The organism is Lachnoclostridium sp. Marseille-P6806, from assembly GCF_964238185.1.
Taxonomy (GTDB): domain Bacteria; phylum Bacillota; class Clostridia; order Lachnospirales; family Lachnospiraceae; genus Brotaphodocola.
This window is the reverse complement of sequence record NZ_CAXSLG010000003.1, coordinates 196,301-214,676: the sequence shown is the minus strand read 5'-3', so window position 1 is coordinate 214,676 and position 18,376 is coordinate 196,301. Positions and strand designations below refer to the sequence as shown.

Annotated in this window: 15 protein-coding genes; 12 read left to right on the top strand and 3 right to left on the bottom strand. The window is 47.4% G+C overall.

Annotation, left to right across the window (positions count from 1 at the left end; genetic code table 11):
- Positions 1-6 precede the first annotated feature (6 nt).
- The 11 genes from ACESON_RS05110 (at position 7) to ACESON_RS05060 (ending at position 13,618) form a co-directional block, all read left to right on the top strand.
- A complete protein-coding gene (locus ACESON_RS05110; protein ID WP_373108747.1) occupies positions 7-1,809 on the top strand; it encodes a glycerophosphodiester phosphodiesterase family protein in 1,803 nt (600 codons plus the stop codon).
- Positions 1,810-1,876: 67 nt separating this feature from the next.
- Positions 1,877-2,332, top strand: a complete 456-nt coding sequence (dtd, locus tag ACESON_RS05105; protein WP_373108746.1) for a D-aminoacyl-tRNA deacylase — start codon at positions 1,877-1,879, stop codon at positions 2,330-2,332.
- Between the two features lie 71 nt (positions 2,333-2,403).
- Positions 2,404-3,807, top strand: a complete 1,404-nt coding sequence (locus ACESON_RS05100; RefSeq protein WP_177958215.1) for an aminopeptidase — start codon at positions 2,404-2,406, stop codon at positions 3,805-3,807.
- Positions 3,808-4,030: 223 nt separating this feature from the next.
- A complete protein-coding gene (gene tig, locus ACESON_RS05095) occupies positions 4,031-5,119 on the top strand; it encodes a trigger factor (RefSeq protein ID WP_373108744.1) in 1,089 nt (362 codons plus the stop codon).
- 185 nt (positions 5,120-5,304) lie between these two features.
- On the top strand, positions 5,305-5,892 hold the full coding sequence (locus ACESON_RS05090) for a xanthine phosphoribosyltransferase (RefSeq protein WP_177958213.1): 588 nt from the start codon (positions 5,305-5,307) through the stop codon (positions 5,890-5,892).
- Entirely contained in the window at positions 5,889-6,677 is a 789-nt protein-coding gene (locus ACESON_RS05085) for an HAD-IIB family hydrolase (protein WP_177958212.1), read from the top strand. Before ACESON_RS05090 ends, ACESON_RS05085 begins: the two co-directional genes overlap by 4 nt.
- A 167-nt stretch (positions 6,678-6,844) precedes the next feature.
- A complete protein-coding gene (gene hemC, locus ACESON_RS05080; RefSeq protein WP_373108743.1) occupies positions 6,845-9,310 on the top strand; it encodes a hydroxymethylbilane synthase in 2,466 nt (821 codons plus the stop codon).
- A complete protein-coding gene (locus ACESON_RS05075) occupies positions 9,307-9,756 on the top strand; it encodes a bifunctional precorrin-2 dehydrogenase/sirohydrochlorin ferrochelatase (RefSeq protein WP_177958210.1) in 450 nt (149 codons plus the stop codon). The genes hemC and ACESON_RS05075 overlap by 4 nt, the downstream gene beginning before the upstream one ends.
- Before the next feature lie 199 nt (positions 9,757-9,955).
- Positions 9,956-11,224 carry an MFS transporter gene (locus tag ACESON_RS05070; protein WP_177958209.1) on the top strand — a complete coding sequence of 423 codons (1,269 nt, stop codon included), beginning with the start codon at positions 9,956-9,958 and terminating at the stop codon, positions 11,222-11,224.
- A complete protein-coding gene (locus ACESON_RS05065; RefSeq protein WP_373108742.1) occupies positions 11,217-12,167 on the top strand; it encodes a DMT family transporter in 951 nt (316 codons plus the stop codon). The genes ACESON_RS05070 and ACESON_RS05065 overlap by 8 nt, the downstream gene beginning before the upstream one ends.
- Positions 12,168-12,211: 44 nt before the next feature.
- Complete coding sequence (locus ACESON_RS05060) at positions 12,212-13,618, top strand: cytochrome c biogenesis protein CcdA (RefSeq protein WP_373108741.1); 1,407 nt, start codon at positions 12,212-12,214, stop codon at positions 13,616-13,618.
- 97 nt (positions 13,619-13,715) lie between these two features.
- Here the strand turns inward: ACESON_RS05060 and ACESON_RS05055 are convergent, their stop codons facing one another.
- The gene (locus tag ACESON_RS05055) at positions 13,716-15,251 is read right to left on the bottom strand and encodes a sodium/proline symporter (RefSeq protein ID WP_373108739.1); all 1,536 of its coding nucleotides are present in this window, start codon (positions 15,249-15,251) and stop codon (positions 13,716-13,718) included.
- 349 nt (positions 15,252-15,600) lie between these two features.
- Positions 15,601-16,185, bottom strand: coding sequence for a TetR family transcriptional regulator (locus ACESON_RS05050; protein WP_177958205.1), 585 nt, complete (start codon positions 16,183-16,185; stop codon positions 15,601-15,603).
- A 218-nt stretch (positions 16,186-16,403) separates the two neighbouring features.
- On the opposite strand from ACESON_RS05050, the gene ACESON_RS05045 reads away from it, so the two are divergent.
- The gene (locus ACESON_RS05045; protein ID WP_373108737.1) at positions 16,404-16,913 is read left to right on the top strand and encodes a hypothetical protein; all 510 of its coding nucleotides are present in this window, start codon (positions 16,404-16,406) and stop codon (positions 16,911-16,913) included.
- Between the two features lie 223 nt (positions 16,914-17,136).
- Here the strand turns inward: ACESON_RS05045 and ACESON_RS05040 are convergent, their stop codons facing one another.
- Entirely contained in the window at positions 17,137-18,126 is a 990-nt protein-coding gene (locus ACESON_RS05040) for a hypothetical protein (protein ID WP_373108735.1), read from the bottom strand.
- Positions 18,127-18,376 lie beyond the last annotated feature (250 nt).

Genomic DNA, 18,376 nt, shown 5'->3' with positions numbered 1-18,376 from the left:
GCATAGATGAAGACGTTAGCAAAAGAGACCTGGCAGATTGCCGGACATAACTGGAAAAATATTCTTTTGTTTGAGCTTCTGTACCGGGGAGTAACCATGCCGGTGTATCTGCGTTTCGTGAACCGCAGTCTGCATCTTGCCCTGGAGCTGGCCGGGTACAGCTATCTGACAGCGGGAAATATCGGAAGCTTTCTTGCAAGACCGGGAACGATCTGCATGGCGGGCGCTGTGTGTTTTGTTGGAGCTGTGCTTCTGACTGTGGAGACGGCCAGTCTTATTACGGCATTTCAGGGGTCAGCCTATTACCAGAAGCTGACCCCTTTGCAGATGCTCTGGGGCGGAATGCAGAAAACGGCAGATGAAATATGGAGAAAAAACTGGCAGCTGGGGCTGGTAATTCTGGCTCAGTATCTGTTTGCCAATCTTTTATTTCTGATTCGGGCGGCCAGTCATGTAAAGCCGGTGAATTTTATTATGCAGGAAATGGCAAAGGAGCCCTGGCTTATGGCTCTGACGGCAGTTTTGCTGCTGCTGTGTTTTCTGGCGGCGTTTCCGGCGCTGCTTTCTGTTCCCTGCTGTATGATTGAGCAGAAAAATTTCACAGATGCCAGATACCGGAGTATCGGGCTGATGCGGAAAAGGCGGGGGAAAATCATTTTTCTGCTGGCAGGCTTTCATGTGCTGTCAGCGGCTGTGGTTTTTCTGCTGTATTTTCTTTCCGTAGTGGCAGCCGCTGTGTTTATTGAGGTTTTTACAAAGAAAAATCTGGCTATGGCAGTTTTACTTTCTGTGTCAGACAAGCTGGAGCTGGGACTTCTGTTTTTGGGAAGCATTCTGTCTGTTGCAGTTCAGTATGCGGCTGTTTCTGTTATGTTTTATCAGTATGGAAATAGGCAGTATCATGGGGAACGGTGGAACGTTGGATATCCGTCTCATGGAACAGCAGGACGAAGGCGTATGGCAGCAGTTTTCTGCGCAATAGTGGGTATCAGCCTGATTTATATTTATGATCTGGTACGCAATGGTTCTGCTTTGTCTGATGAGATTTTGATAGAAACGCAGATTACGGCTCACAGAGGCAGTTCTCTGGCAGCTCCGGAAAATACCCTGTCTGCTGTGCAGGCGGCGATTGATGATCTGGCGGACAGTGTGGAGATCGATGTGCAGTTAAGCCGTGACGGAGTCGTGGTGCTTGGACATGATGCCAGTCTGAAGCGGGTGGCAGGAGTAAACAGGCCCATCAGCGCTCTGAACTGGGAAGAGCTGCAGAAGCTGGATGTGGGCTCCTGGTTTTCCAGTGATTTTGCGGGAGAACGGATTCCGGCTTTGGAGGAGGTTCTGGAGCTGTGTAAGGGAAAAATTAACCTGAATATAGAATTGAAAAATATAGGTCCAGAGAGCCTTCTTCCAGAAAAGACGGTGGAGCTGGTGATCGCTCACGGTATGGAAGAGCAGTGTGTGATTACCTCTGCCAGTCTGAATTATTTAAAGGACGTAAAGGCGCTGGAACCGCAGCTTCGAACAGGATATATTATTTCTGCCGCCTACGGGAATTTTTATTCCAGTGAGGCCGTGGATTTTATCAGTCTGCGGTCGGGCTTTGTAAATGAAAAGCTGGTTGAGAACATTCATGTTCAAGGTAAGGCAATCTATGCCTGGACAGTAAACTCCAAAAGCGAGATGGAACGTCTGGTGATGCTCGGCGTGGACGGAATTATTACGGACAGGCCGGTGCTGGCCCGGGAGATTATTTACCGGGAGGAGGCTACAGAAAATCTGATGGAGTATGTGCGGCTTGTGTTTAAATAAGATACAGGAAAATATCCTGCGCTGCAGTTTTTGCAGCAGGAAATGACAGAAAGGTTTTCGCGGAATTATGAGAGCAGTATTACAGAGAGTGACTCATGCGTCGGTGAAGGTTGACGGGGAGACGATCGGAGAGATAGGAAATGGTTTTTTGATTCTTCTGGGAGTTGCAGAAGAGGATAATGAGGCAGCGGCAGATAAGATGGCAGATAAAATCTGCAAGCTGAGAATTTTTCAGGACGGGGACGGGAAAACCAATCTGTCTCTGGCAGATGTGGCAGGAGAACTTCTGGTTGTTAGCCAGTTTACCCTGTATGCAGACTGCCATAAGGGAAATCGCCCCAGCTTTATTAAGGCGGGAAGTCCGGAAAAAGCGAACCGGCTGTATGAGTATTTTGTAGAGCGCTGCAGGCAGTATGTGCCGAAGGTGGAGCATGGAAGCTTTGGCGCGGATATGAAGGTGGAGCTGTTAAATGACGGTCCCTTTACCCTGATGCTGGAGGGCGATGAAAAGGGCATTCACTAAGGCCGATAAAGGTACGGTCAGAGAACAGAATATGTGGAAAAACAAAGACAGAAAAACTGGAGGACGAGAAGATGAATGACAACAAAGAGAAAACAGAAGGAATGATGCTGGAGGAGCAGCTGGTATGGAAATTCCCCCATATCGGAAAAGATGCACCAGAGCAGGTTGAGGCTGCCGCAGAATTCTGCGAAGACTATAAGGCATTTCTGGATGAGGGAAAAACGGAGAGAGAATGTGTGGAGGCAGCGGTAAAGCGTCTGCAGGCTGCTGGATATACAGAATTTGAAAAGGGACGCAGCTATAATCCTGGAGATCAGGTTTATTTTATCAACAGAAAGAAGGCTCTGATTGCAACTACCTTCGGCCAGCTTCCGGTGTGCGAGGGCCTGCGGATTAACGGAGCTCACATTGATTCCCCCCGACTGGATCTGAAGCCCAGCCCAGTTTATGAGAAGTCAGATATTGCTTATCTGAAGACTCATTATTATGGAGGAATCCGCAAGTACCAGTGGGGAACGATTCCGTTAGCCATGCATGGTGTTGTGGTTAAGAAAAACGGCGAGCTGGTGAAGATCTGCATTGGTGAGGATGCAGCAGATCCGGTATTCTGTGTCAGTGACCTTCTTCCGCATCTGTCAGCAAAGCAGAATGAGCGGAAATTAAGCGAGGGCTTAAAGGGAGAGGAGCTGAATATTATCGCAGGCTCCATTCCATTTGTAGATGACAGCGTCAAGGAGCCGGTTAAGCTACTGGCTTTGAAGCTGTTAAATGATCGCTATGGAATGACAGAGGGAGATTTTTTCCGGGCAGAAATTGAGATGGTTCCGGCCCACAAGGCTTCTGATGTAGGCTTGGATCGCAGCCTGGTAGGCGCATATGGGCAGGATGACAGAGTCTGCGCTTATACAGCTTTGATGGCAGAAATTGCTGCGAAGAATCCGGTTCGTACAACTGTGACAATTCTGGCAGATAAAGAGGAGATTGGTTCTGAGGGAAATACGGGCATGAATTCTGATTTCCTAAAGCACTATATTGAATACCTGGCTCAGGCAGAGGGCTCTGATCCCAAGGATGTATGTATGGCTTCTCTGTGCCTGTCCTCAGATGTAAATGCAGCCTATGATCCGACCTTTTCCGATGTGTATGAGGCGAACAATTCCAGCTATTTGAATAAGGGCTGCGTGCTGACGAAATATACAGGCGCAAGAGGAAAGTCAGGTTCTAATGATGCCAGCGCAGAGACAATGGCCCGTGTAATTGCTATTATGGAAGAGAACGGCGTGTATTGGCAGGCTGGCGAGTTGGGCGCTGTAGATCAGGGCGGCGGCGGAACGATTGCCAAGTTTGTGTCTCACTTAAATATTGACACAGTGGATCTGGGAGTTCCGGTGATTTCCATGCATTCTCCCTTTGAACTGGTTTCCAAGCTGGATGTATATAATACATTCCGTGCCTTTGAAGCATTCTATAAATAATCCCCATAGGGCGGACGCCCGACGCTTCTTGTACGGTAAAGCCGTACAAGAAGAAGCAGGGCTGAACTGTTAGATAAAGCCGTAGGAAGGTTCAGCCAGAAAAGTTGTGAAATCTTTATGAATTTGTTGGAAAGGCTTTTTAAACGGGATGTAATATGATATAACAGTAGGAAGTACCCGTGTTTTGCGGATACTTCAAAAAATCAGAGATGAGGAAAGTATTATGAAAAAATATGTTAAACTGGCACTTTGTGGAATGGCGGCGGCAGCGCTGGTTACAGGCTGCGGGAAAAAGAATGCGGAAGAGACAACAGCCGCACCGACAGAAAGCAGCACGCCTTCTGACAGTACGGAGGCAGCAGCTGCAGAGAAGGCAGATCCGGGCAAGCTGACAAAGCTGGGTACATATAAAGGCGTGGAAGTAAAGAAAAACAGCACAGAGGTAACTCCGGAGGAGCTGGAGCAGAGAATTCAGGGAATTCTGGATGCCAATCCGGAATACATTGAGATCACAGATCGTCCGGCTCAGAACGGCGATATTGTAAATATTGACTTTGTGGGAATGAAGGACGGAGAGGCCTTTGACGGTGGAACTGCTGAGGATTTCCCGCTGGAGCTGGGCTCTAATTCTTTTATTGACGGTTTTGAGGAAGGCCTGGTAGGAGCTGAGGCAGGAAGCGAGCTGAGCCTGAATCTGACGTTCCCGGAGGACTATTTTAATGCAGATCTGGCAGGACAGGAAGTAGTATTTGATGTTACGGTCAATTCTATTGAAGAAAAGAAAGAGGCAGTTCTGGACGAAAACTTTGTTCAGAGAATGTCTGATTTTACCACTGTAGATGAATTCAAGGCAGATACCCTGGCTGACATGGAGCAGGAAAAGGAAACGATGGCAGAGAACCAGCTGGAGTATGATGCATTCATGGCGGCTCTGGACAATTCCGAATTTGAGCTCAACGAAGAAGCTGTGGAGCAGCAGTATGAAGCACAGATGGATTACTATACTTCCATGGTTCAGATGTACGGTATGACAATGGATGATTATGTGGCAGCCTTTGGAATGACCATGGATGATTTCCAGAAGGAGCTGCGGACAGCTGCGGAAAACGCTTTGAAGCAGGAGCTTCTTGTAGATGCAGTTGCTGAGGAGGAGAAGCTGGAGGTGACAGACGAGGATCGCCAGAAGGTGGCAGATCAGTATGGTACAGATATTCAGAACATGAAGGATACCTACGGCGAGGAAGCTCTGGACAGAACAGCTCTTGTCTATAAGGTTCAGGCACTGGTTAAGGATAATGCAGTTGTAAAATAATATAAAAGTAACTATTCAGGACGGCGGGAGAACTGGAAGAAAAATCAGTGTCAAGCTTGCTTGTAAGAGGATTTTTCTTCCAGTTCTGACATCGGAGGAATCTCCGATGCTTCTTGTTCGGCCTTGCCGGACAAGAAGATGGCCCGTTCTGAACAATTATATATAAAATAATATGGGGGTATTCTATGGAGCTGCTTAAAGAGAGAATCCGCAAAGATGGAAAGATTAAGGCGGGTAATGTACTGAAGGTTGACAGTTTTCTGAATCATCAGATGGATACGGACCTGTTTCAGGAGATTGGAAAAGAGTTTAAACGGCGCTTTTCTGATGTGGAGATCAATAAAATTCTGACGATTGAGGCATCGGGGATCGGGATTGCCTGCGTAGTTGCACAGCAGTTCCATGTGCCAGTTGTATTTGCAAAGAAGAACCAGACAAAGAATATTGCCGGAGATGTGTATACCAGCAAGGTGGAATCCTATACGCATGGAAGAACCTATGATATTATTGTATCCAAGGAATTTCTGGGAAAAGGAGACAAGGTGCTTCTGATTGATGATTTTCTGGCAAACGGCAAGGCTTTGGAGGGACTGGCAAGTCTGGTGAAGGATTCTGGTGCAGAGCTGGTTGGAGCTGGTATTGTGATTGAAAAAGGCTTTCAGGTAGGCGGAGATCTGCTTCGGAAGCAGGGAATTCGTCTGGAGTCTCTGGCAATTGTGGAGAGTATGGATGAGGAGAGCGGAGAGATTGTATTCCGCGATGATAAGGTGTGAACAGGAAAGCATTATTTTTTGACATTGACGGAACCTTGCTGAGTGAGATTACCAGACAGGTACCGGAAAGCACCAAAGAGGCTTTACGGATTGCCCGTTCCCTGGGACATTTGGTATTTGTAAATACAGGGCGTTCCTATGGCTCGCTGGGGCCAATTAAGGGCATGCTGGAGGTGGATGGCTGGCTTTGTGGCTGTGGTACCTATGTGGAGGCTCAGGGACGGGAATTATATCACCGGGCAATGCCTCAGGAGCAGGTCAAAAAGATCTGCAGAGCCATGGAGGCAGCTGATGTGGACGGAATTCTGGAAGGACGGGACGGCTGTTATCTGGGCAGCCCGGAGAGTCGTTTTCCCGAAGGACGCAGACTTCGCCAGTCTATGAAGGCATTTATCCGTTCTACAGACTGGAACCAGGAGTGCGGGACGGTAGAAAAGTTCTGTGTTCTGGCCGATGAAAAAAGTGATAAGGCTGGATTCTTCCGAAGCCTGGGACTGGAGATTCAGGTGATTGATCGGGGAGACGGATTCTATGAGTGCGTTCCAGAGGGACACAGCAAGGCTTCTGCTATTGACATTATTCTGAAGGAATATGGGCTGAAGCTGACAGATGCTTATGTATTTGGAGACAGCACCAATGATCTGGCTATGTTTGAGCATGTGCCTAATGCCATTGTTATGGGACATCATAGCCGGGAGTTGGAACCTTACGCCAGCTTTTTTACAAAGACAGTAGAACAGGACGGCATCTGGTACGCCATGGAGAAGCTGGGGCTGCTGGAATAGCCGCAAACACCTGCGGAAGGGAATGCGGTTCACTTCTGCGGCAAGGACAATCAAAGGCAGATATGCCGGAGCAGAAACAGGAGAGATGAGAAAACAGCCGTGACGAAAGAAGCGGCTGTTTTTGTCATCTAACAGGAAAAACAGCAGAAAGGTTGACAGATTAGAAAATGAAACTGCGAATTGGAACCAGAAAAAGTAAGCTTGCAATGATACAGACAGAGATTGTGAGAGATGCTATTTTACGAAAATTTCCGGAAACAGAGATCGAGATGGTGCCAATGAGTACCAAAGGAGATTTGATTCTGGATCGTTCTCTTACAAGCTTTGGAGGGAAAGGCGTTTTTACAGGCGAACTGGAGACAGCACTTCTGGATGGAGAGATTGATATGGCGGTTCACAGCGCTAAGGATATGCCTATGGAATTTCCAGAAGGACTTTGTATTGGTGCGGTACTTGAAAGGGAAGAGGCGGCAGATGTGCTGGTTACTTTAGACGGCACTCCAGCAGAAAAGCTTCCGGCTGGCAGTGTGATCGGAACCAGCAGTCTTCGCAGACAGCTGCAGATTCGCGCAGTGAATCCGGGCGTGGAGGTTAAGCTTCTGCGGGGAAACGTACAGACCAGAATAGAAAAGCTGCGCCGGGGGGAGTACGATGGAATTCTTTTGGCAGCGGCTGGACTTGTGCGTTTAGGTTTGGATAAGGAAGAAGGCCTACATCTGGAATATTTGGATAAACACAGCTTTGTCCCAGCGGCTGGTCAGGGCATTTTGGCAGCAGAGGTACGCAGAGAGGATCAGAAAGAGGGCGGTCGGCTGGAAATGATGCTGAAAAGCATTCATTCAGAAATTGCAGCTGCAGAGCTTTTTGCAGAACGGGAATTTCTGCGGATTCTGGAAGGCGGCTGCAATGCTCCTTGTGGCGCCTGGTGTAGGATTCATGAGAAAACGATGATGATGACAGCTATGTACGCAAGAGATGGGATTCATCCGGTGATTTTTGAAGAAAAGCTGATTGTGGAAGAAGAAAAAGCTCAATGGAAGGCAGATAAGGCGCTGGAATGGGAACAGGAAGAGCCTTTTTCAGGAGGGCTTATAGAGACTGCCGGGAGGCTGGCAGAGAGGCTGGCAGCGCGCCTTCAGTACAAGCCGGTTTACCTGGTTGGAGCTGGTCCGGGAGATGGAGGTCTGATTACCAGGAAAGGGCTGGAATACCTGCGTCAGGCTGATGTAGTGGTGTATGACAATCTGATTTCCGGTTCTCTGCTAAACGAGGCAAGGCTGGATGCAGAGCTGATTTATGCAGGAAAACGCTCTGGAAAGCATTCTATGAGACAGGAACAGATTCAGCGGATTCTGGTGGAAAAAGCAATGGAAGGAAAAAGCGTTGTACGTCTGAAGGGCGGCGATCCTTACATTTTTGGAAGAGGCGGTGAGGAGGCTCTGGCGCTTAGAGAACAGGGAATTCCGTATGAGGTGATACCGGGAGTATCATCAGTATACAGTGTTCCGGCTTATAGCGGAATCCCTGTAACACATAGAGAGGTAGCATCTTCTTTCCATGTAATAACAGGGCATGAGGGAGACGGAAAGCAGACAGCTTCTGTGGATTACCGGATCCTGGCAAAGGAAGAGGGGACTCTGGTATTTCTCATGGGCCTTGGACATCTTCGGTTTATTGCAGAGCAGCTGATCAAATACGGAAAAGATCCGGCCACACCGGCAGCAGTGATTGAAAACGGAACCACGGCAAAGCAGAAAAAAGCAGTGTCAGATTTGGCACACATTGAAGCTGCGGTGAGAGAAAAGGGACTGTCTACACCGGCGCTTATTATTATTGGTGAGGCAGTGGAAATGGAATCCCGATTAGACTGGTTCGGCAGAGGAGCCTTAGCAGGAAAACGGATTTTGATAACAGGGACTCGCCATATGGTATCAGAACTGGAAGCGGAACTGAAGCCTCTTGGTGCAGAATGTGTAGCAGTGAGTCTTATTGAAAGCCGTCCACTCTGGACGAAGGAAACGGCAGCTGCCTTAAAAAATGTGGCTCAGTATGGTTGGCTGGTATTTACCAGCAGAAATGGAGTCGATCTGTTTTTCCAGATGATGAGACAGATGGGGCAGGATCTGCGGACTCTGATGCATGTGAAGTTTGCAGCAATTGGAAGAGGAACGGCGGAGGAACTTTTCAAGCATGGATTTATCTGTGACTTTGTGCCGGGAAATTTTTCCGGAGCAGGTCTGGCGAAGGAGTGGATCCCTGAGTTGAAAAAAACAGATCGGGTTTTAATACTTCGGGCGAAGAATGGCTCTCCTGTTCTTCCTCAGGAACTGGAAAAGGCAGGAATTCCCTTTACAGATGCGCCTGTGTATGAGACCTGGACAGATTGGCGGCGCCAGGAGGAGCTGAACCGTTTGGCAGAAACGGTAGACTATGTGGTTCTGGCCAGCAGTTCTGCGGCTCATGCGATGAAGCAGATGCTTCGCAGGAGACTTCCGGAGTCCGCCAGGGTGATTGCTATTGGGCCGGTTACTGCAGAAACAGCAGAGAATCTGGGAATTCATGTGGATTTGGAAGCGAGGGAATATACTGCAGCAGGAATTGCAGCAGCGCTTTTGGAGGATGTTTCACGATGACAGAATATCCGTATTTTCCATTGTTTGTGAATCTTTCCGGAAAGAAAATTTTGATTGTAGGAGCTGGAAGCATTGCGCTGAGAAGGGCAGAGGCGCTGTCTCCTTTTGGCGCAGAGCTGATGGTCACTGCGCCTGAGGGCCGTCCGGAGATGGAAAAGCTGGCGGCGGTTTGGAACCGCCGCCGGTTTCAGGAAGAGGATCTGGAGGGGGCGGTTCTGGTTCTGGCTGCTACGGATGACAAAGAGCTGAACAGCCTTGTGGCAGAGCTGTGCCGGGAACGGGGAATTCCGGTAAACAGCTGCAGCGACAGGACACAGTGTGATTTTTATTTTCCAGGAATTGCAAGAAGAGAAAATCTGGTAATTGGAGTCACTGCCTCAGGAAAGGATCACCGTCTTGCAGCTACGGTCGCCGGACAGCTTCGAAAATGGCTGTCCGGCTGGTGATTATTTTGGGGGCTGGATTGGTTTTAGACAGCGCCTGCAGAAAAACATTGACTTTATAAAAAAAATCGATACAATAAAAACAACGAATCGAAAACAGGCCGCTGAAATTGGAAGATTTCAACGGCCTGGATGCGGTTTTAGACAGCGCTTTGTTCAGCATCGCTGTCAAGATTGTTAGAAAAAGTGGAAAGGAAAGAGAATGAGTACAAAAAACAAAAGATGGATTTATGCTGCAGTAGGTGTTATGGTGCTGCTGCTGGCGGGAATGGTTTATGCATGGAGTGTTTTGTCTTCACCGATAGGGGCTTATTTTCCAGAGTGGAGTAAGGCGCAGCTGTCTCTTACTTTTACCATCTGCATGGGATTTTTCTGTGTAGGCGGTTTTCTGGGAGGTCTGGCAAATAAAAAAATAAACGTAAAGCTTCATGTATGGGCTTCAGGAGTTGTTTTCTTTGTGGGCTTTTTTATCGCATCCAGGGCTCAGAGTCCGGCTGTGCTTTATCTGGGTTATGGAGTGCTTTGCGGTTTTGCCTCTGGTCTGGTGTACAATGCGGTTATGAGTACAATTTCCGGCTGGTTTCCGGATAAACAGGGGCTGGTTTCCGGTTTACTTCTTATGGGATTTGGAATCAGCAGCTTTATTGTGGGAAAGATCTATCAGGCAGTAACTCCTTCCGGAGTTGGAATTGATGCATGGAGAAATTCCTTTTTCATGTTCGGTATCATTATTCTGGTCGTTATGGCTGTCAGCGGCTTTTTCTTTGTAAAGCCGACGAAGCAGGATATAGAGAAAATCCTGGATGGGGAACAGTCAGGAAAATCAAATTCAGGAAGAAAGACTGCAGCAGGCGCTGAGGCAGAAGCATCTGTGGATATGACAGCAGTGGAGATGGTAAAGACCAGAGCATTCTGGCTGTACTTTGCCTGGGCAGTTCTGCTGAGTGCTGCCGGACTGGCGCTGATTTCTCAGGCCAGCGGGGTTGCCTCTGAAGTGGGGCAGGGCGTGGAGCCTGGTACGATTGCAACGGTAGTGGGGCTGATTTCCATATTTAATGGCATAGGCCGTGTAGTATTTGGCGGTATGTATGATAAGGCTGGAAGAAGCCGGACGATGGCGGTGATTACGCTGGCATTTCTGGTGTCTGTAGGCATCCTGGTTCTGGCTCTTTTACAGCAGAGATTTGCTATTATTGTGGCAGGATTTATCTGTACCGGGTTTTCTTATGGGGGTATCAATCCTACAAACTCAGCTTTTATCAGTGATTATTTTGGAAGAAAGCATTTTCCGGTAAACTTTTCGATTATAAATATGAATCTTCTGGTATCCTCTTTTGGAAGTACTATTGCTGGAATCTTATATGACAGAAGCGGTTCCTTTTTAAGCACATTTTTAATGATGATTGGAGCAGCGGCTGCGGCCCTTCTCTGCAGTGTGATGATTCATAAGCCGGTGAAGAAGAATGAATAAGAAAATAAATTTAACAGATATTCGGGTTGTGATGTTTCTGGCAGGCGTGTGCTGTTTCCTCTGGGGCAGCGCGACACCGGCGATTAAGACAGGATACAGGCTGTTTCAGATCGATTCGACAGACACAAGCTCCATCCTTTTATTTGCCGGGACAAGATTTTTTCTGGCGGGAATTCTGGTAATTGCCTGGCACAGCCTGACCAGCAGAAAATGGATTCTTCCGCCCAGGGGATCGGCTTTGGCGATTGTGGAGCTGGCTTTGAGTCAGACCATTCTGCAGTATGTGTTTTTTTATGTAGGGCTTTCCCATGCAACTGGTGTTCATGGCGCGATTATTACGGGAACCAATGTGTTTTTTTCCATTTTGTTTGCCAGCCTTGTTTTCCGTTATGAGACGCTGAATGGCAGAAAGCTTGCAGGCTGTCTTCTTGGATTTGCAGGTATTGTGATTGTAAATCTGTCCGGCTCCGGTTCAGAAGGATTGTTTGATGTTTCTTTTCTGGGAGAGGGCTTTGTGCTGTTGGCGCAGATCTTTTATGCCATATCCAGCGCACTGGTTAAAAAATATTCCAGGCAGTTTGATGTGGTTATGTTATCTGGCTATCAGTTTATGATTGGCGGACTTGCTCTGATGGTAATTGGCGCAGCCTCTGGGGGAACCCTGGCAGGAGCGACAGGCCCCTCTGCCTATGTGCTTCTTCTGTATATGGGCTTTCTTTCGGCTGTGGCGTATACCCTGTGGGGTGTTTTGCTAAAGTATAATCCAGTCAGCCGTGTGACAATTTTTGGATTTATGAATCCGATGTTTGGCGTTTTGCTTTCTGCGGTATTTCTGGGAGAAAGCGGACAGGCCCTTACCTGGAATACCCTGGCAGCTCTGATACTGGTGAGTCTTGGAATTTATGTGGTAAACGGCGGGAAAAGCCAGCAGAAACGTGAATAGACTGAAAAATAAGGAATAATAGAAAGACGAGGAATGCATACCCTATGGGATTTCAATTTGATGTAAGTATACCGGCAGTGACAGTGTTTCTTCAGGGACTCATTAGCTTTTTTTCGCCCTGCGTGCTTCCGCTTCTTCCGCTTTATATCGGCTATCTGTCCGGTGGAACAGGCGTGAGAGGCGAGGATGGGAAAATTCATTATCACCGGGGAAAGGTGATGGTAAATACTCTGTTTTTTGTGGTGGGCGTCAGTTTTGCTTTTTTCCTTCTGGGACTGGGAATGACGGCTGTAGGAAGCTTTTTCCATTCCAGTCAGGCAATGTTTGCCCGGATTGGCGGCGTGCTGATCGTATTTTTTGGTTTGTACCAGCTGGGGATTTTTGGAACTTCCCGGGTTTTGGGGCAGGAACGGCGTCTTCCATTTCAGCTGGATAAGCTGGCTATGTCACCAGTAACGGCTCTTTTGATGGGATTTACCTTCAGCTTTGCATGGACGCCCTGTGTGGGACCGGCTCTTACCAGTGTGCTTTTGATGGCGGCATCTGCCGCATCCAGAATGGCGGGGGTTGTCCTGATAGGCGTATATACTCTTGGATTTGTGCTTCCGTTTCTGGCAGTAGGCTTGTTTACAACAACTCTGCTGGAGTTTTTCAAAAAGCATCGAGGTGTGGTGCAGTATACAGTAAAAATTGGCGGAATCCTTATGGTTGCCATGGGACTGATGATGTTTACAGGGAAGATGAATGACATTACTGGATATCTGTCTCGGGTAACTGCAGGTACAGAACAAAGCGGGGAAGTCCCCAAAATGCCGGGAGAAGATGGGACAGAAGACGGCGGTGCTGCAAAAGAAAATGCAGATGGGACAGAGGGCGGCAGTGCTGCAAAGGAAAATGCAGATGGAGCAGAAGGTAGCAGTGCTGCAAAAGAAGGCACTGACGTATCTGAAGATGCCGGAGGAGCGGCTTCTGCAGATGAGACGAAGACTGGCTCCACTCTTCCGCCGGCCATTGATTTTGAATTAAAGGATCAGTACGGCAATACTCACCGGCTGTCGGATTATAAAGGGAAAACGGTGTTTTTGAATTTCTGGGCAACCTGGTGTCCTCCATGTAAGGCAGAGATGCCGGATATTCAGAAGCTGTATGAAACCTATGATCAGGAAGGCGAGGAGGCTTTGATTGTTCTGGGGGTAGCTGCTCCGGGACAGTGGCAGGAGCAGGATGAAGAAGGAGTTAAGGCATTTCTGGAAGACAAGGGATATACCTATCCAGTACTGATGGATTCTTCAGGAAATACCTTTCTTCAGTATGGCGTATCCTCTTACCCTACAACGTTTATGATTGATCGGGATGGCAATGTATTTGGATATGTTCCGGGGATGCTGTCTTTTGATATGATGGAAAGTATTGTGCAGCAGACTATGACTGGAGTGAGAAGCGGCGGCTGAGGCTTTTTAAGTCATAGGATATTGTAAAATGTGGCAGTGCCGCTGAAAATCTGTGTAGAATGAGATTTTCAGCGGTACTGTTTTTTGTTAGTTCATGTTATTTGCTGGCAGAATCAAACTGGCAGCAAATATCCTCTGAGGGCGGAGCAGTTGCCAGGGAAACAAGAAGAATGGCAGCAGAGGCGACCAGAAAGGCAGGAAGCAGTTCATAAATATTCCATGCTCCGCCTAAAGGACGAATCCCATATTTCCATACAAAGACCATGATTCCTCCGGAAATCATACCTGCCAGAGCGCCGCAGAAATTGGTTCTCTTCCAGAAAAGGGAAAACAGCATAACGGGTCCAAAGGCAGCTCCAAATCCGGCCCAGGCAAAGGATACAATCGTAAATACGGAACTGTTTGGATCCCAGGCCAGAATAATTCCAACAAGAGCAACAGCAAGAACGGTGATGCGTGCGGCAGCCATGGAGGTTTTTGCATTCATTTTGATTTTCAGAAAGTCCTGCAGCAGGTTCTGGGATACACTGGAGGCAGCGGTTAAAAGCTGTGAGTCTGCAGTGGACATGGTGCTTGCAAGAATGCCGGCCAGTACAATACCGGCAACAATGGAAAGAAGGAAGCCGTGGCCTCCCAGCAGTCCGGAGAGACGGATAATAATAGTTTCGGAATCTGCGCTGGAGGTAAAGGTTTCCAGTTTTCCGGCAGCGGAAACGCCACATCCGATCATACCGATGAGAATAGCAACAAACATGGAGATGACCACCCATACAGAGGCAATCCGGCGAGATAAGCCGAGCTTATTTTCATCCTCGATTGCCATAAAACGGAGAAGGATATGGGGCATTCCAAAGTATCCCAGTCCCCAGGCCATCATGGAAAAAATGGAGATCATGCTGTAGGGAGCTGCGGTATTGGAAACAGGATCGTGAATCTGGGTCATGGACAGATATCCTGCAAGAGAGCGTGCGTTATCCATAACGGCGTTCCATCCGCCTGCAATGTGAATTCCGTAAAAAACAATAATGATCAAAGCAATGCTCATTACAATACTCTGAATCAAATCTGTGGTAGAAACAGCCATAAATCCACCCATAATAGTATATCCGATAATCACTACAGCGCCTATAATCATGGCTGCGTGGTAGTCAAAGCCGAACAGACTGTTAAAAAGAGTTCCGACTGCCTTAAAGCCGGATGCGGTATAGGGAATAAAGAAAATCAGGATAATGACGGCAGAAATGCACATCAGAATATTTTTCTCATCCCGATACCGGCGGGAGAAGAACTCGGGTATGGTGATAGCGTTGCAGACAATGGAATACCGGCGCAGCCGTTTTGCAACAATCAGCCAGTTTAAGTAGGTTCCGACAGCAAGGCCAAGGGCAGTCCAGCCAGCATCGGCGACTCCGGTCAGATAGGCAAGACCAGGCAGTCCCATTAAAAGCCAGCTGCTCATATCAGAGGCTTCTGCGCTCATGGCAGTTACAAAGGGGCCCAGCTTTCTTCCGCCCAGATAGAATTCGTCTGAGGAATCTCCGCTTCCCTTCTTGCTAAAGTACCATCCCACATATACCATGGCCGCCAGATAAACGACAATGGAGATCATAATTCCTGTAAGTCCAGATTTCATAATGGTAATCCTCCTCATTCCCTGTAATCGTCCGCTTTATGTGGATTCAAGCATCAATACTCTTATGAAAGCAAATTCCCAACAAGTTTTCCTGACTGAATCCCCACAAGGCTGAATTGTTACATATATATTGGGGGATTATAGCACGAAGAAAAATAGACTACAATACAGAATGCAGTATAGACTAAATACTATACGAATTTTGAAAATATTAAAATATTTCTTTTATTATAAGGAAAAATAACAAGACGAATATTATAAATAAAATAAATACGAATTATAAATTTTTTTGAATAAAAACCAGTTTTTGAATTTTAGGAGGAATTTGCGGAACAATGCAGCCTCCGCCTCAGGGAAGGAAGCTGCTTAAAAATCCAGGAAGAACACGTTTGCTGTACTGGCGAAGGGAATATTCCCCGCCGCAGAGACACCAGTCGTAGAGAAGAGCCCGTTCACAGAGAGCATAGAGTTTTACCATTTCGCTGACGGTGGACTGAGAGGTAAGCTGACCGGCTGACTGTCCGTCAGAAATGATTTTTCGCAGCAGTCGGTAGTAAATGCGGTTATGATCCAGCAGATGTTTTTCTCCGCTGGTTGTCAGCTGAGTGGAATACAGGCGGGTTAAAAGCTCCAGAGAAATGCTGTTTTCGATCATTCCAAAAAGCTCATCATTAAGAAACAGAAGCTGTTCCATTGCAGTCATTTCCGGCTTCAGCAGAGGAATCAATTCCTGATATTTGTCGTCAAAAAGATTGCTCAGGGTGCTGAGCAGAGCATCCTTTCCGTCAAAGTAGTGGTAAAAGGAACCTTTTGAGGTGCCGGACAAGTCAATGATTTCTTCTACAGTAGTGTACTCGTAGCCCTGTTCATAAAACAGCTTCCATGCGGCATTGACGATTTTGCCTCGCGTATTTCGTGTGTTTTTTCTGGCCATGATATTCTCCTTTGGCAGTTATCTGATGAAGCCCAGTATACCACAGCGCAGATATTTCTGCCATAGGAGAAGGGATTCTATGGCTGTATTCAGGCCGCGTATTAAGGAAACCATGCGAATTTGTGAATATTTTATGACATATTTGAAAAAGCACTATCCAAAAGGAATTGAATCGTATATAATACAAACTGCCTGTTTGAAATTGAGGAGGAAATAACATGTTTAGCAGAAAAATGAAAATTTTGATGATTGCGGTTGGCTGTGCAGCAGCATTGAGCGCCTGCACGAAGAGCAACATTGTGCAGCCGGAAAGCTCCTTCGAGCCGGACTTCAATATGTATAATAATATTGAACTGGATGAAGAGCAGCTTCAGGCAGATGTAGAGGATGTGTGGCTGGATGAAAGTGAGTTTCCCATGGGAGCAGCCTTTGCATTTGAACTTCATGAAGATGAGGCATATGTAGATATGTCTGTGGTTGTAAAGGACGGAACTTCTCCGGAGGATGCAGCCTGGTATGCAGATCAGGTTGTGAAGGGATTCAATGATCAGGTTGCCATGCAGGACTTTTCCTATGGAACAGCAGAGGAAGACAGCTTTGGGGGATATTTCCAGGACAGAGAGCTTCATCTGAAGATTTATGAAGAGTCTCAGTATGAGGCAGACGGGGAGCCGATGTATGAAACCACAGTTCCAGCAGATTCATATGTAACTTTTGATATCCAGTAATAGGGAAAAATAAGAAGGGACTGTGTGATGCGGTATCCTTCTTCAACGCAAAAAACCGGTTCAGAATTTTATTCTGAACCGGTTTTTGTATCATAGGAAAGTGCATCCTATGACACAAAAACGCTCTGCGAGGATCGCCATGCGGCGGAAGAGAATTTTGTCGCAGAAGCGACCCGCCGCAGGCGGAGAAGCTCGCGAGCGAGCTTCTTTTTATATGAAAAGCTTACTGTGCATTTTCCTCTTTGGGAGTTCCGGCAAGGATAACGGAAGATGCCGGTGTCTGCTCCTGGGGAGCTTCCTGTGCAGCCTCTTCAGCAGCCTGTTCCTGAGCACTGGATGCGGTAGGATCTACTTCGCTGCAGACAATAGCCAGAGATACCAGTCCATCCCGATATTTTACGGTGTAGGTATTGCCGCTGTCGGTGGCTCCGGTCTTGTCAAAGCTGGTATGACCGCTGTTTCTCTCAGTCTGGATATAATCCAGAACAGCCGGTCCTGTGGTTTCGCCAAGAGCAGCAACCATCAGCTGGTTATAGGCCTCGTTGTAGGCTTCAATATCAGCTACTGCGGAATCAAAGTGGTAGGACATCTCAAAGGCCTGTTCCTTGTAGTTGGCAGCAGTAGACTTGGAGGTTTTCCAGATGGAGGAGGTAATAAATACATAGCCGTCCGGGTTCTGGAAACCATAGGTAATCTCTGTATTGTTTTCTGTACCGGCTGTGCGGATCGTAGTCTCAGTACGCTTATCCTGAACCTGCAGCAGAATCTTATTCATAAAGGCTTCCATCTCTGCCTGGAAGGTGGAACGGAGAGTTCCGGTAGCAGCGCGGGAGGTTCCGGCAGTAGCGGCATCGGCAGCGATGTCAGCAGCGGCCTGCTTTTTTGCAGGGCTGGGGCGCTTTGCCAGCTCAGCCTTTCTCTCGTTTTCTCTCTTCAGATCTTCCTCTGTTTTATCGATGCGGCGTCCCATATCGTCTGTGCGGAAGGAACCCATGTTAGAGTTCGGCATGGTATAACCATCGGGATCCATGGCATATACAGCGCCGTCAGCCGGATCGGTGAACCAGCCGGCATATACAGGGCGGCTTCCGTCATCATTCTCATAGTAGCGGCCAATGGCATCTTCTTTCCAGGAACCTGCAAATGCGGTAATTCCGGTAGACATGGTTAAAACGAACGCAGCTGCAGTAAATCCCAATATTTTTTTTCTCATATAGTAATACCTCCTGTAATAATCTGATTTGTTGTTTCAATGCTAAAAGCATATCATAAATAGAAAATCTGCACAACTAGATAAAATATGAAGATTATATGACGTTTTTATCATAGAAACTTCATAAAAAAACAAGAAAAAAGCTCGCTCGCGAACTTCTCCGCCTGCGGCGAGCCGCTTCGGAGACGAAATTTTCTTCCGCCGCATGGCGATCCTCGAGGAGCGTTTTTATTTCATAGGACGTAATTTC

Bases quoted from the DNA above. Each gene is read 5' to 3' on its own strand.
- ACESON_RS05110 (WP_373108747.1), top strand. From the start codon at position 7: ATGAAGACGTTAGCAAAAGAGACCTGGCAGATTGCCGGACATAACTGG.
- dtd (WP_373108746.1), top strand. From the start codon at position 1,877: ATGAGAGCAGTATTACAGAGAGTGACTCATGCGTCGGTGAAGGTTGAC.
- ACESON_RS05100 (WP_177958215.1), top strand. From the start codon at position 2,404: ATGAATGACAACAAAGAGAAAACAGAAGGAATGATGCTGGAGGAGCAG.
- tig (WP_373108744.1), top strand. From the start codon at position 4,031: ATGAAAAAATATGTTAAACTGGCACTTTGTGGAATGGCGGCGGCAGCG.
- ACESON_RS05090 (WP_177958213.1), top strand. From the start codon at position 5,305: ATGGAGCTGCTTAAAGAGAGAATCCGCAAAGATGGAAAGATTAAGGCG.
- hemC (WP_373108743.1), top strand. From the start codon at position 6,845: ATGAAACTGCGAATTGGAACCAGAAAAAGTAAGCTTGCAATGATACAG.
- ACESON_RS05075 (WP_177958210.1), top strand. From the start codon at position 9,307: ATGACAGAATATCCGTATTTTCCATTGTTTGTGAATCTTTCCGGAAAG.
- ACESON_RS05070 (WP_177958209.1), top strand. From the start codon at position 9,956: ATGAGTACAAAAAACAAAAGATGGATTTATGCTGCAGTAGGTGTTATG.
- ACESON_RS05065 (WP_373108742.1), top strand. From the start codon at position 11,217: ATGAATAAGAAAATAAATTTAACAGATATTCGGGTTGTGATGTTTCTG.
- ACESON_RS05060 (WP_373108741.1), top strand. From the start codon at position 12,212: ATGGGATTTCAATTTGATGTAAGTATACCGGCAGTGACAGTGTTTCTT.
- ACESON_RS05055 (WP_373108739.1), bottom strand. From the start codon at position 15,251: ATGAAATCTGGACTTACAGGAATTATGATCTCCATTGTCGTTTATCTG.
- ACESON_RS05050 (WP_177958205.1), bottom strand. From the start codon at position 16,185: ATGGCCAGAAAAAACACACGAAATACGCGAGGCAAAATCGTCAATGCC.
- ACESON_RS05045 (WP_373108737.1), top strand. From the start codon at position 16,404: ATGTTTAGCAGAAAAATGAAAATTTTGATGATTGCGGTTGGCTGTGCA.
- ACESON_RS05040 (WP_373108735.1), bottom strand. From the start codon at position 18,126: ATGAGAAAAAAAATATTGGGATTTACTGCAGCTGCGTTCGTTTTAACC.